The 14,005-nt window shown below is 40.3% G+C and carries 11 protein-coding genes; 6 read left to right on the plus strand and 5 right to left on the minus strand.

Annotation, left to right across the window (positions count from 1 at the left end; translation table 11 throughout):
* Positions 1-183 precede the first annotated feature (183 nt).
* Both pyk and ABE613_RS04840 read right to left on the minus strand, forming a co-directional pair.
* Entirely contained in the window at positions 184-1,620 is a 1,437-nt protein-coding gene (gene pyk, locus ABE613_RS04835) for a pyruvate kinase (protein WP_347375836.1), read from the minus strand.
* A gap of 39 nt (positions 1,621-1,659) precedes the next feature.
* Positions 1,660-2,532 (minus strand): rhomboid family intramembrane serine protease, encoded by an 873-nt coding sequence (locus tag ABE613_RS04840; protein WP_235233444.1) that lies wholly within the window; start codon positions 2,530-2,532, stop codon positions 1,660-1,662.
* 234 nt (positions 2,533-2,766) lie between these two features.
* On the opposite strand from ABE613_RS04840, the gene ABE613_RS04845 reads away from it, so the two are divergent.
* Positions 2,767-7,011, plus strand: a complete 4,245-nt coding sequence (locus ABE613_RS04845; RefSeq protein ID WP_347375837.1) for an acyl-CoA dehydratase activase-related protein — start codon at positions 2,767-2,769, stop codon at positions 7,009-7,011.
* Positions 7,012-7,019: 8 nt separating this feature from the next.
* On the opposite strand, the gene ABE613_RS04850 is transcribed toward ABE613_RS04845, so the two are convergent.
* Complete coding sequence (locus ABE613_RS04850) at positions 7,020-7,916, minus strand: ComEC/Rec2 family competence protein (RefSeq protein ID WP_235233447.1); 897 nt, start codon at positions 7,914-7,916, stop codon at positions 7,020-7,022.
* Between the two features lie 159 nt (positions 7,917-8,075).
* Between ABE613_RS04850 and ABE613_RS04855 the strand changes: the two genes are divergently transcribed.
* From ABE613_RS04855 to ABE613_RS04875, 5 genes are all read left to right on the plus strand, one after another.
* On the plus strand, positions 8,076-8,840 hold the full coding sequence (locus tag ABE613_RS04855) for an alpha/beta hydrolase (protein WP_347375838.1): 765 nt from the start codon (positions 8,076-8,078) through the stop codon (positions 8,838-8,840).
* A gap of 13 nt (positions 8,841-8,853) precedes the next feature.
* The gene (locus tag ABE613_RS04860; RefSeq protein ID WP_347375839.1) at positions 8,854-9,606 is read left to right on the plus strand and encodes an esterase family protein; all 753 of its coding nucleotides are present in this window, start codon (positions 8,854-8,856) and stop codon (positions 9,604-9,606) included.
* A gap of 58 nt (positions 9,607-9,664) precedes the next feature.
* Positions 9,665-10,861, plus strand: coding sequence for an ATP-grasp domain-containing protein (locus tag ABE613_RS04865; protein WP_347375840.1), 1,197 nt, complete (start codon positions 9,665-9,667; stop codon positions 10,859-10,861).
* Between the two features lie 330 nt (positions 10,862-11,191).
* Entirely contained in the window at positions 11,192-11,470 is a 279-nt protein-coding gene (locus ABE613_RS04870) for a hypothetical protein (RefSeq protein ID WP_347375841.1), read from the plus strand.
* Between the two features lie 11 nt (positions 11,471-11,481).
* A complete protein-coding gene (locus ABE613_RS04875; protein WP_347375842.1) occupies positions 11,482-11,709 on the plus strand; it encodes a site-specific integrase in 228 nt (75 codons plus the stop codon).
* Between the two features lie 376 nt (positions 11,710-12,085).
* Here ABE613_RS04875 and ABE613_RS04880 read toward each other — a convergent pair whose 3' ends face one another.
* Positions 12,086-13,096 carry a GGGtGRT protein gene (locus ABE613_RS04880; protein WP_235231910.1) on the minus strand — a complete coding sequence of 337 codons (1,011 nt, stop codon included), beginning with the start codon at positions 13,094-13,096 and terminating at the stop codon, positions 12,086-12,088.
* Positions 13,097-13,261: 165 nt separating this feature from the next.
* Positions 13,262-13,954, minus strand: a complete 693-nt coding sequence (locus ABE613_RS04885) for an iron-sulfur cluster assembly scaffold protein (protein ID WP_158372156.1) — start codon at positions 13,952-13,954, stop codon at positions 13,262-13,264.
* Between the last annotated feature and the right edge of the window lie 51 nt (positions 13,955-14,005).

Consider the following 14,005-nt stretch of genomic DNA (forward strand, 5'->3'; position numbering starts at 1 on the left):
CAGCTGTTCCAATTAATCACCCCATTTCTTTTAGTAGTTCTCGATAGGAACACTATAAAGGATGTTAGATAATATGTCAATACATTCACAAGGTTTTTTTTAATTTCATTAAGGGTCTAATAGCTAACAAAGGTCAAGAAAAAAGAGGCAGAAACATTCCGCCTCTATTACTACAACGATTTCTTAATCTACAACCGCAATCCTCATCATATTGCTGACTCCAGTCTTCACTCCAGCCACATTGGTAGATGGAATTCCAGCTGTCAGGATCACAACATCTCCTGTCTCTGCCATCTGTTTTGCACAGATCAGATCAATTGCACTATTACAGATATCTTCCGTCGTATGAACTTCAATAGATTTTAATGGTCTTACGCCCCAGTAAATCTGCATTCTTCTCAAAGTTGTTTCATTCGGACTAACGCCAATGATGTCCATCTGCGGTTTGAACTTAGATACAACTCTTGCCGTTGCTCCTGACACTGTAGGAGTAATGATACATTTTGCTCTTAGGTTATTTGCAGTTGTTACAGTCGCATGGCCCAGGGCACTGGACGCACTCTTCATCCTATGCTCACCGGCTTTCTTAAGAATCAGATCATAATCCAGATGTTCTTCTGTACTTTCTACAATATGAACCATCATCTGAAGAGCTTCAACTGGATATTTACCCTGCGCAGTCTCACCAGAAAGCATGACCGCATCCGTTCCGTCATATACGGCATTAGCTACGTCTGTTACTTCTGCTCTTGTCGGGCGAGGATTGCGGATCATAGAATCTAACATCTGTGTTGCAGTAATAACCGGTTTATAATTATCATTACATTTCTGAATGATCATCTTCTGAAGATATGGAACCTCTTCTGCAGGAATCTCAACACCAAGGTCTCCACGAGCCACCATGATTCCATCAGCGCATCGAATGATCTCATCAATATTCTTGATTCCCTCTGCATTTTCAATCTTGGCAATAACCGGAATATATGGGGCACCGCATTCTTTCAAAAATGCTTTGATTTCAAGAATACACTCTGCATTTCTCACAAATGATGCTGCAATAAAATCAACCTTCTGCTCTACACCAAATCGAAGATCGTCTCTGTCCTTATCAGTAATTGCAGGAAGTCTGACTGGAACATTCGGTACATTCACACCTTTACGCTCTCCCAATTCACCACCGTTCACTATCTTACACACAATCTCAGTGTCTCTTTTTTCTTTTACTTTCAACTCAATAAGTCCATCATCAATCAAAATCGTACTTCCAACCTGAACATCTGCGACCAGACCTGGATATGTGATAGATGTCTTCGTCTCATCTCCGACAATATCCTCTGTGCTTAAAGTAAATACATTACCAGCCTGAAGCATTACTTTCTTGCCATCTTTCAAGATTCCCGTACGTATCTCTGGTCCTTTTGTATCTAAAAGAATCGCAATTGGCTTTCCTTCCTCATCACGAATCTTTTTCAGCATATCCATTCTCATCTTCTGTTCTTCATGATCACCGTGAGAAAAATTAAATCTGGCAATATCCATACCACTCTGGACTAATTTTCTCATAAGGCTTTCATCATTCGTGTTTGGTCCCATTGTACAAATAATTTTTGTTTTTTTCATATTCCCTTAATTCCTCTCTTATAACTATTATTGGTAAAATCATTTTACATGTGTATGTGTAAACAAATGATCCTGACAATATTCATAATTACCATTACATTTAGAACAATACCTGAATTCCAGCTTTGGATCATCCAACTCCGTTCTGCCACAGACTGCACATCTGTGTTTTGCACCGTTTGCATAGGTATTAACAGGACGCTGTGCATGCCTTACTTTGCGTTGAAATTCCTTTTTTCGCTTCATCTGTCGCGGAGAATACGCCCTTGCATTTCTTGAATTCAAGAAAAAGATCAGAAAGTTCAGTATGGAAACCACTGCTGCAAGAGCGTTAGCCTTGTAATAAATACCATAGACACTTCCGCCATAAGCCGGCAAAAATGCCTGAACAATCGCATAGACAAAATATAATCCATCAATCAATGCCAGATATTTTGCTTTGATCGGTATCACAAAAAACAGCAAAAACTGTAGATCAGGATATAAAGCAGCAAAAGCAAAAAACAGAGACATATTCAGATACCAGGTATCCATCTGAAAAGAGATTCCTGTCAAGAGATAAGCAATAATTGCTGCAATCACATGGAAAATCATTCCGGAAAAGAAGTAAAGATTAAACCGAAATGCTCCCCAGGCTCTCTCTAACTGCTGTCCAATCATAAAATATAAATATAACGCAAATATAATAAAAATCAGGCTGGTAGACGGTGGTTGAATTATGAATGTCACAATCCTCCATATCTGACCATGCAAGATTGCCGAAGCGTTCAGGCTCAGATATTGATAATAGAATGATGGATTCACCAGATTTAAGACAAATCCAGCAGCATACAAAATAATAATATAATACATCAGATTCGGAATCGCATATCTTCCGAACTTTCTCTCCAGTTTATCTAACCAATTGTTCATAGAATAATCCCTGTCTTTCATATGTTTTACACTGTAGTCATTCTAACTTTTCATAGAATATTTGTCAATTCTGCTATACAAGTTTAAATAATTTTAACATTTATTTTATGCTAAAATAATCAATTGCGAATTGTCTTTTCGAATAATTTGTCGTATAATGTTACAGTCTGTAAAACAAAAACACATTTAATAAGAAGAAAGTCATAGATGAAAATGTAATAAGGAGTACATATTATGAGTCAAAAAGATATTTATACCCTTGGAATTGATATTGGTTCCACGACGGTAAAAATTGCCATTCTGGATGAGAATAATGATGTTGCCTTTTCTGATTATGAAAGACATTACGCGAATATCCAGGAGACATTATCTGATCTGCTTGGAAGAGCAATTTATAAATTAGGTCCTATTCATGCTTCTCCGGTCATCACAGGTTCCGGCGGACTAACCCTTGCCAAGCATCTTGGTGTTCCATTTGTGCAGGAGGTAATCGCCGTTTCCACCGCATTACAGGATTATGCTCCTCAGACAGATGTTGCCATTGAATTAGGCGGGGAAGACGCTAAGATCATTTATTTTGAAGGCGGTAATGTAGAGCAGCGTATGAACGGCGTATGCGCCGGCGGTACCGGATCCTTTATTGACCAGATGGCTTCTCTGCTCCAGACAGATGCATCTGGGTTAAATGAATATGCCAAAAATTATAAATCTTTATATTCTATTGCTGCACGATGCGGAGTATTTGCTAAATCCGACATCCAACCGCTGATCAATGACGGTGCTTCTAAAGAAGACCTGGCAGCTTCTATTTTTCAGGCTGTTGTGAATCAAACAATCAGTGGATTAGCCTGTGGAAAACCGATTCGAGGACATGTTGCATTTTTGGGCGGACCGCTTCATTTCTTATCTGAATTAAAAGAAGCTTTCGTCCGTACATTAAAGCTAGATAATGAACATACGATTGCCCCTGGGCATTCTCACTTATTCGCCGCCATCGGATCTGCACTGAATTCTAAGAAAGATCTGGATGTATCTTTACAGCAGATGCAGCAGCGCCTGGAAGGTAAAATCAAGATGGATTTCGAAGTAGAACGTATGGAGCCGCTTTTTACCAGTGAAGCAGACTATCATGCTTTTGAAGAAAGACACGCAAAACATCAGGTTCCTGTGAAAGACCTGGAATCTTACCGCGGCAAAGCCTTTCTGGGAATCGATGCCGGTTCCACTACTACCAAAGCAGCGCTGGTCGGTGAGGATGGCACATTATTATACTCTTTCTATCATAACAACGAAGGAGATCCTCTTGGTACCACCATAACTGCAATTAAGGATATCTACAGTAAGCTTCCGGAAGGTGTGGAGATTGTCCACTCCTGCTCAACCGGATATGGAGAAGCCCTGATTAAATCTGCGCTTTTGTTGGATGAGGGCGAAGTAGAGACAGTCTCTCATTACTATGCTGCATCTTTCTTTGAGCCGGATGTAGACTGTATCCTGGATATTGGCGGACAGGATATGAAGTGTATCAAGATCAAGAATCAGACCGTCGACAGCGTTCAGTTAAATGAAGCCTGCTCTTCTGGCTGCGGTTCTTTTATAGAGACCTTTGCAAAATCTCTGAACTATTCTGTCGAAGATTTTGCTCATGAAGCATTATTTGCCCGTAATCCGATCGACCTTGGTACACGCTGTACTGTATTCATGAATTCCAAGGTAAAACAGGCCCAAAAAGAAGGGGCTGAAGTTGCTGACATCTCTGCCGGACTTGCATATTCCGTTATTAAGAACGCTTTGTTTAAAGTAATCAAAGTGTCCGATGCTTCCGAACTTGGCAATCATATCGTCGTACAGGGCGGAACTTTCTATAATAACGCAGTACTTAGAAGTTTTGAAAAAATCGCCAACTGCGAAGCAATCCGACCGGATATTGCCGGAATCATGGGTGCTTTCGGTGCAGCTTTAATCGCACGGGAAAGATATGTAGACTGCGAGGGCACAACTATGCTGCCTATCGAAGAGATCGAATCTCTGGAATATTCTACAACTATGGCCAAATGTAAAGGATGTACCAACAACTGCCGCCTGACCATCAACCACTTCAGCGGCGGTCGTAAATTCATTACAGGTAACCGCTGTGAGCGCGGTCTTGGTAAAGAAAAGTCCGCCAATAAACTGCCTAATCTGTTTGAATATAAGTTAAAACGTTATTTTGATTACACTCCGTTAACAGAGGAAGAGGCAAAACGAGGAACCATCGGTATTCCACGTGTCCTGAACATGTATGAGAATTATCCATTCTGGTTTACCTTCTTCCATACTCTTGGATTCCGTGTTGTATTATCGCCGGTTTCCACCAGAAAGGTATATGAACTTGGTATCGAATCTATTCCAAGTGAATCAGAATGTTACCCTGCAAAACTTGCCCACGGACATGTACAATGGCTAATTAATGAAGGAATTAAATACATATTTTACCCAAGTATTCCTTATGAACGTAATGAATTTGCAGAAGCAAACAATCACTACAATTGCCCAATTGTAACTTCTTATCCTGAAAACATCAAAAATAATATTGATGCTATCGTAAATGGGGAAGTTGATTTTATCCATCCATTCCTTTCATTTGCAAATGAAGAGACAATTGCCTATCGAATGGTAGAGGTATTCTCTGATAAGTTCTCCATTCCTGCTGCTGAAATCAAATCAGCTGTACATGCAGCCTGGGACGAACTCGATTCCTGTAGGAAAGATATGCAGAAAAAGGGAGAAGAGACCATCAAGTTCCTGGAAGAGACCGGTAATCGTGGAATCGTTCTTGCCGGAAGACCTTACCATATTGACCCGGAAGTAAACCACGGAATTCCGGAATTGATCAACTCTTATAATATTGCTGTATTGACAGAGGATTCCGTTTCTCACCTGCATCCGGCAGAACACCCGTTGAACGTTATGGATCAGTGGATGTACCATTCTCGTCTGTATGCGGCGGCAAATTATGTGAAAACAACAGAAAATCTGGATTTGATCCAGCTAAATTCTTTTGGTTGTGGTCTAGATGCTGTTACAACAGATCAGGTAGCATCTATTTTGAATGATTCTGACAAGATTTATACATCTTTGAAGATTGATGAAGTCAACAACTTAGGTGCTGCGAGAATCCGTGTCAGATCTCTGCTTGCTGCCATCCGTGTCAGAGAAAAACGCCACGAAGAAAGAGAGATTCATTCTTCTGCTATAACAAAAGTGCCTTTCACGAAAGAAATGCGTAAGGACTATACGATTCTCTGCCCACAGATGTCACCGATTCACTTTGAATTACTGGAACCTGCATTCAGAGCTTCCGGTTACAACATTGAAGTCTTGCCAAATGATAATAAACAGGCAGTAGATGTAGGATTAAAATATGTTAATAACGATGCCTGCTATCCATCTCTTATGGTAGTCGGACAGATCATGGAAGCTATCCTTTCTGGTAAATATGATACCGATAGGATTGCCGTCATCATCAGCCAGACCGGTGGTGGATGCCGTGCATCTAACTATATCGGTTTTATACGACGTGCATTAAAGAAAGCCGGCTATGGACACATTCCAGTCATCTCTATTAATTTAAGCGGGCTGGAAAGTAACCCTGGATTCAAGATTACACTTCCACTGGTACTCCGCGGCGTATATGCAGTCGTATTTGGAGATATTTTCATGAAATGCGTATATCGCCTTCGTCCATATGAAGCTGTACCAGGATCTGTAAACGCCATGCATGAAAAATGGAAAAAGGTCTGCCAGGAGTTCGTATCCCAGGGTTATCCTTCCAGACACCGCTTCAGCCAGCTTTGCCACGATATCATAAACGACTTCGATCAGAATATTGAACTTCTGGATATCAAAAAGCCACGCGTCGGCGTTGTCGGAGAGATTCTGGTAAAATTCCTCCCGGCTGCCAATAACTATCTGGTAGAACTATTGGAAAATGAAGGAGCGGAAGCAGTCGTACCAGATCTGCTGGATTTCCTTCAGTACTGCTTCTACAATCAGAATTTCAAAGTATCTCACCTTGGTATGAAGAAATCCAAGGCAACAATCGGTAATCTTGGAATTGCAGCAATTGAGTGGTTCCGCGCACCTGCTACCAAAGCATTTGAAAAGAGCAAACATTTTGCTCCACCTGCTGACATCCGCAATCTTGGCAAGATGGCTTCTGAAATCGTATCTCTTGGAAACCAGACAGGTGAAGGCTGGTTCCTTACTGGCGAGATGCTGGAGCTGATTCACAGTGGTGCGCCGAACATTGTATGTACTCAGCCATTCGCCTGCCTTCCAAACCATGTAGTAGGAAAAGGCGTTATCAAAGAATTAAGAAGACGCTATCCTGAGTCCAATATAGTAGCAATTGATTTTGATCCAGGAGCAAGTGAAGTAAATCAATTAAACCGAATCAAATTAATGCTGTCTACAGCAAATAAAAATTTAGGGAATTAGGCGCTTGCCTAATTCCCTTTTACCCAATTGATGTTTTCTCCATCACTGATTGCAATAATCGTCCCCATCTGATCTGTCCGGTATATCTGTACATCATCATTTTCCAGTTTTTCTATAGTCTCCCAATGTGGATGCCCATATTGATTATCCACGCCACAACTAATGACAGCCCAGGTAGGATCTGTTGCTTTCAGAAACTCATCACTTGTAGCGGTACTGCTTCCATGATGACCACATTTTAACACATCACATTCTAGTTCACTGCCAAAATGCTTTGCCATAGTTTCTTCGGACTTTTCTTCTGCATCTCCGCACATTACAAAGGAGTTGATTCCATGATTTAACTTGATTCCTACAGAAGAACTATTCAGATCGCTCTGATCCACTAATTCTTCGTCTGGACAAAGAACAGTAAATTCAGCATCTCCCAAAGTAAAAATCTCTCCTACTCTCGGATAAACAATCTGAATATTAAATTCTTTGATATCATCTATCACTTCCAGATAAGTTATGGTATCATTGGCAACATCTGGCATAAGCACCATCTGAACATCTATATTTTCCAATACATCATCTGCTCCTCCAATATGATCCGCATCGGGATGTGTAAGGATCAGATAATCCAGTGTATCAATCCCATTTTTCAGTAAATAAGCCACTACAGATTCTCCCTGGTCATTATTGCCTGCATCTATGAGCATATTATGTCCTTCAGTCTGAACAATCGTACAATCTCCCTGACCAACATCCAGAAAAGTCACTTTCATCTCTCGCGTTGCAACCGTATCAGCTATACTTCTGTCGCTTTTTCCTGACACAGTAGTAATATCATCCAGATTAGCATAACCTGCCACTGCCAACGTCAGCGCAGCTATAAATGCTGCTATTTTCTTTACATTCTTCATATTCGTATACTCCCCTTAATACATTTCCATCTATTATAAAATTCTCGTTCTGGAAAATCAACCTTTTCTTGTCATCTATGACACAGTGTGCTATATTTAATAATTGGATATCATGGGTGTATTATGTAAAAAAATAATACACAGATTGGAGGTATTAATATGGTTTATACATGGGACATTACTATTCCGGAACTGACAGCTGACGACCCCCGCAAAGCCTATGTCTACCTACCGGAATCTTGTCATACAGATTCAGATCAACGTTATCCAGTTTTATACATGTTTGATGGACACAATGTGTTTTTTGATTCACATGCTACCTATGGCAAGAGCTGGGGAATGAAAGAATATATGGATGCCACATCCACTCCTCTGATCATTGCTGCGGTAGAATGTAATCATAGTCCGAACAATGGACGGCTGGAAGAATATTCACCATATTCTTTCAACGATTCCCGTTTTGGAAAAGTTATTGGCCGTGGCAGAACGACAATGGAATGGCTGATTCATACATTTAAGGAAGAAATTGACGAACGCTTCCCTACTCTCCCAGACCGCGAGCATACTTTTATCGCAGGAAGTTCCATGGGTGGTCTGATGAGCCTGTACGCTGTATTAGAATATAATCGCTACTTCTCTCGTGCTGCTTGTCTCTCCCCTTCCCTCTGGGTAGATATTCAAAGAATCGAGCAACTGATCAAACGATCAAAGATCCAACCAGATACAGTTGTTTACATGGATTATGGTTCCAGAGAGATTCATTTCCATCCAAACATGTTACAACAATTTGGAAAAGTGGCATCTCTGCTTTTAAAACGTCATGTGATGCTTGACTGCCGGATTGTTCCCGGCGGAGATCACTGCGAAGCGAGCTGGGAAAAGCAGATCCCATTTTTCATGAATACTCTGCTATACCAGAAATAACAGGAGGAAACTTATGAAAGTACAATATTTTAAGCAATTCAGCCCAGCGCTTAATAAAGATATGGAATGTAAGGTCTATGGACATGCAGGTCGTCCGGTGCTCTTCATTCCTTGTCAGAACGGCCGATTCTTTGATTTTGAGAATTTCCATATGACTGACATATGGGCACCATGGATTGATTCTGGAGAAGTCATGGTATTTTCTATCGATACGATCGATCAGGAAACATGGTCTAATGAAGGAGGGGATCCTCGATGGAGAATCTGCCGCTATGAGGACTGGGTACGCTATATCACGGATGAGATGGTTCCATTTATGCGTGATATGGTGAATGAATGCAATGGCTGGACCGGCTATCCGGGTGTATTGGTCTTCGGCTGTAGTCTTGGGGCAACTCACGCCGCTAACCTGTATTTCCGACGTCCGGATCTCTTTGACAGACTATTAGCATTAAGCGGAATCTATACCGCAGAATATGGATTCGGTTCTTACATGGATGATCTTGTCTATAACAATTCACCAGTTCATTATCTGGCAAATATGCCATTAGATCATCCTTACATTTCTATGTATAATGAACAAAAGTCAGCCATCTGTGTGGGGCAGGGAGCATGGGAACTTCCGGATTCTACCAGACAGTTGGATGGTATTCTGAAAAACAAGGGTATCCATACATGGGTGGATTATTGGGGAATGGACTGCTACCATGACTGGATCTGGTGGTACAAGCAAGTCACTTATTTTGTACCATATTTGTTAGATTAGAGGGGTTTCTTTTTCTATGTAACGTTATAGTTCAACAAAAGAAAGCGAGTAAACACAAATGACAAAGAATTTTATTTTTATTTCTCCAAACTTTCCTACAAACTACTGGCAGTTTTGTGCGGAATTAAAGAAAAATGGTCTGAATGTTCTGGGTATTGGTGATCAGCCTTATGATGAATTATCTCAGGAATTAAAAAACAGTTTGAATGAGTATTACAAAGTAAACAGTCTGGAAAATTATGATGAAGTATACCGTGCCGTTGCATTTTTTACTTATAAATACGGACGGATCGACTGGCTGGAATCTAACAATGAATACTGGCTGGAACGTGATGCAATGTTGCGTACAGATTTTAATATCTCCAGCGGTTTCCACACAGAAAACATGCCTCGTATTAAATATAAATCAAAGATGAAAGAATTCTACACAAAAGCCGGAATCCCGGTAGCCCGCTATCATCTGGTTGACAATGTCGAAAATTGTCAAGATTTTATTAAGCTTGTTGGTTATCCAGTCATTGTAAAACCAGACAATGGTGTTGGCGCATCCCATACCTTTAAGCTTTCATCTGACCAAGATCTTCTTCAGTTCTTTAATGAGAAAGAAGCCGATACACAATACATCATGGAGGAGTTTATCGACGCAGAAGTTAATTCTTACGATGCTGTCATCGATTCTAATGGCGATCCAATGTTCGAGACGGGTAACGTAACTCCAGATTCAATCATGGATATCGTCAATAATTCTGATAACTCTATCTATCATATTGTGAAAAATCTTTCTGAGGATGTACGTACTGCCGGACGTGCTACTGTAAAAAGCTTCGGTGTAAAGAGCCGTTTCGTTCATTTTGAATTCTTCCGTCTTCTGAATGATCACGAAGGAATGGGCAAGAAAGGCGATGTTGTGGCTCTGGAAGTTAACATGCGTCCTTGCGGCGGATTTTCTCCTGATATGATGAATTACGCTAACAGCACCAATGTATACAAAATCTGGGCAGATATGATCGCCTTTGATCACTCCACCCTGCCAGACGGCAAACATGCTTACTGTGCTTATGCCGGGCGTCGTGATGGAAAAGATTTCGTGCTGAGCCATGAACAAATTCTTGAAAAATATGGTGATAACCTGAAGATGGTCGACCGGATTCCTGATGTATTGTCCGGTGCGATGGGTAATCAGATGTATGTTGCAGTATTCAATACTAAGAAGGAAATGGATAGTTTCTATAAGAATGTCTTGAAATGTAATTAATCGACAAATACATTTAAATTATTCTAAGCCTGTCATGCTACAAAAAGCTGACAGGCTTATATGCAAAATCATCATATATTGTTCTTTACTATCCAACTGTAAGGCTCAATGGTTTTATTTCACCAGTATCTGGATTATACCACCAAAACTCATTCTTATCATTTACAAAATAGTATTTTCCTTTTACAAGTTTATGATAATTGGACGGATCAATACTTTCAAGAAATCGCTGATAATTCCATTAGAACAATTACGTCAGCATGAGCTTACTACTTTTCTGTTTATGACATGAGGGTGAAAGATATCAGGGCCAGACACATAAAGGGATGCATGGCGGAAGGATATAGAATTGAAACCAAAGGAAAGAAAAAAGGTGAAAAGATTTTTCCTACCGCAGGGACGAAAGCTAGAATCAAGTCGCTTTTTAATCTTATGCTTGATTATGTACCCGGATACAAAATTGTAGACAAGAACTATGCTAGAACATTTGAAATTTCTAATGATATCAGTAAAGAGAAAGAAGAAGCAACAAGAACACATATTCCATTTACCGATGATGAGATGAACATTCTCTGGAAAAACGTAGGGAAAGTAAGATACGTAGATTAGATTATAATGCAATGTTATATGGGATGGAGACCGAAGAACTTGCTGCTTTAAGATTAGATGTAATCAATCTTGAAAAGTGGTACATGAAAGCCGGAATGAAAACGCCAGCTGGCAAACAACGCATAGTTCCAATTCATACCAAAATCATAGAACTCTTAAAGAATAATTATGATTTTGCCGCTTCTATAGGAAGCGAATATTTGCTAAATAACAAAGGGCAGACTCATGCCGGATCATAGAAACTTACTTACGACAAATATGCGAATAGATTTAAGAAAGTAACCGGCGAACTTCATCTCAACCCGGAACATCGTCCTCATGATCCGAGAAAAACATTTGTAACCAGATGTAAAAAAACGAATGTCGATGAATATGCACTAAAAGAAATGGTAAGACACTCAATAAAAGATATTACAGAATCAACTTACACAGTCCGTGATTTAGAATGGTTAAGATAAAATCTTGAAAAACTAAAGTAAGTGGGAGAAAATCCATCATCTCCCACTTTAAATATATTAACAAATATACGTTAACAAATAAATAACAAATGTATTAGCATTTATTGATTTTTTAAAATGTTAAAACATTCTAAAAATACTGATTTTACGCTATTAATTAGAATCTTCCAGCTTTAGCGGCTTCCTCTACGGAAACTGCAACTGCAACAGTCATACCAACCATCGGGTTGTTACCTGCTCCGATTAAGCCCATCATCTCAACATGGGCTGGAACGGATGAAGAACCTGCAAACTGTGCATCAGAGTGCATACGTCCTAAAGTATCTGTCATACCATAAGAAGCTGGACCTGCAGCCATGTTATCTGGATGAAGTGTACGTCCTGTACCACCGCCGGATGCTACTGAGAAGTACTTCTTGCCCTGCTCGATACATTCTTTCTTGTATGTACCTGCAACTGGATGCTGGAAACGTGTTGGGTTGGTAGAGTTACCTGTGATAGATACGTCTACGCCTTCTTTGTGCATGATGGCAACACCTTCACGTACATCATTCGCCCCATAGCAGTTAACTTTAGAACGAAGTCCGTCAGAGTAAGCGATTCTCTGAACTTCTTTCAGTTCTCCTGTATAGTAATCATATTCTGTCTGAACATATGTAAATCCGTTAATTCTGGAAATGATCTTTGCAGCATCCTTTCCAAGTCCGTTCAAGATAACACGAAGTGGTTTCTTACGAACTTTGTTTGCCTTCTCTGCAATACCGATTGCACCTTCAGCTGCTGCGAATGACTCGTGACCAGCTAAGAATGCGAAACAATCTGTGTCTTCTTCCAGAAGCATCTTTCCTAAGTTACCATGTCCAAGACCAACTTTACGCTGATCTGCTACAGAACCTGGGATACAGAAAGCCTGCAGGCCTTCTCCGATTGCTGCTGCTGCATCAGCTGCTGTCTTACATCCCTTTTTAATTGCAATTGCTGCACCTACTGTATATGCCCAACATGCATTTTCGAAACAGATTGGCTGAATACCTTTTACCTGATTGTATACATCAAGGCCGGCATCCTTTGTAATCTTCTCTGCTTCTTCGATGGAAGCAATACCATAGCTTCCTAATACTTCATTGATTTTATCAATTCTTCTTTCATATGATTCAAATAAAGCCATTTACTTGTCCTCCTGATTTTTTTGTTACCTTTTGAATCTTCCCACGAACACACATGAACCTCGTTCATGTGGCGCGTTGCGCCTTCAAAGCCTGTCCCGGTCTACCGATTTCATACAAGCATGAATCATCTGACCAGGTCATCCTTCTCTGTCCGCTTATCGCGTCTATTCTTTTCTAGGATCAATAATCTTTACTGCGTCTGCAACACGTCCATACTGTCCTTTTGCCTTTTCCCAAGCATCGTTAGGTGTATCACCAGCTTTGATGAAGTCAGTGAATTTTCCAAGGCTTACGAACTGATATCCGATAATCTCATCGTTCTCATCCAAAGCAATACCTGTTACATAACCTTCAGCCATTTCAAGATAACGAGGACCTTTTGCTAATGTTCCGTACATTGTACCAACCTGAGAACGAAGTCCTTTTCCAAGGTCTTCCAAACCAGCACCAATTGCAAGTCCATCTTCTGAAAATGCACTCTGAGTTCTTCCATATACAATCTGAAGGAACAATTCTCTCATTGCTGTATTAATAGCATCACAGACAAGGTCTGTATTCAATGCCTCTAAAATAGTTTTTCCTGGAAGGATTTCAGATGCCATGGCTGCTGAGTGAGTCATTCCTGAACATCCGATTGTCTCAACAAGAGCTTCCTGAATAATACCATCTTTAACATTTAAAGTAAGTTTACATGCACCCTGCTGAGGAGCACACCAGCCAATACCGTGTGTAAAACCAGAAATATCTTTTACTTCTTTAGCCTGTACCCATTTTGCTTCTTCCGGAATCGGAGCTGGTCCGTGATTCGCACCCTGAGCCACCGGACACATCATTTCTACTTCATGTGAATAAATCATTTTAAAACTCCTTTCAACTATGTATGATTTTTCTGTCGTAGGGCTTGTTAT

This window comes from Dorea chungnamensis (assembly GCF_039832125.1).
Taxonomy (GTDB): Bacteria; Bacillota; Clostridia; order Lachnospirales; family Lachnospiraceae; genus JAFBIX01.

Excerpts from the sequence above, each read along its gene's own strand:
- pyk (WP_347375836.1), bottom strand. The coding sequence starts at position 1,620 with ATGAAAAAAACAAAAATTATTTGTACAATGGGACCAAACACGAATGAT.
- ABE613_RS04840 (WP_235233444.1), bottom strand. The coding sequence starts at position 2,532 with ATGAACAATTGGTTAGATAAACTGGAGAGAAAGTTCGGAAGATATGCG.
- ABE613_RS04845 (WP_347375837.1), top strand. The coding sequence starts at position 2,767 with ATGAGTCAAAAAGATATTTATACCCTTGGAATTGATATTGGTTCCACG.
- ABE613_RS04850 (WP_235233447.1), bottom strand. The coding sequence starts at position 7,916 with ATGAAGAATGTAAAGAAAATAGCAGCATTTATAGCTGCGCTGACGTTG.
- ABE613_RS04855 (WP_347375838.1), top strand. The coding sequence starts at position 8,076 with ATGGTTTATACATGGGACATTACTATTCCGGAACTGACAGCTGACGAC.
- ABE613_RS04860 (WP_347375839.1), top strand. The coding sequence starts at position 8,854 with ATGAAAGTACAATATTTTAAGCAATTCAGCCCAGCGCTTAATAAAGAT.
- ABE613_RS04865 (WP_347375840.1), top strand. The coding sequence starts at position 9,665 with ATGACAAAGAATTTTATTTTTATTTCTCCAAACTTTCCTACAAACTAC.
- ABE613_RS04870 (WP_347375841.1), top strand. The coding sequence starts at position 11,192 with ATGGCGGAAGGATATAGAATTGAAACCAAAGGAAAGAAAAAAGGTGAA.
- ABE613_RS04875 (WP_347375842.1), top strand. The coding sequence starts at position 11,482 with ATGTTATATGGGATGGAGACCGAAGAACTTGCTGCTTTAAGATTAGAT.
- ABE613_RS04880 (WP_235231910.1), bottom strand. The coding sequence starts at position 13,096 with ATGGCTTTATTTGAATCATATGAAAGAAGAATTGATAAAATCAATGAA.
- ABE613_RS04885 (WP_158372156.1), bottom strand. The coding sequence starts at position 13,954 with ATGATTTATTCACATGAAGTAGAAATGATGTGTCCGGTGGCTCAGGGT.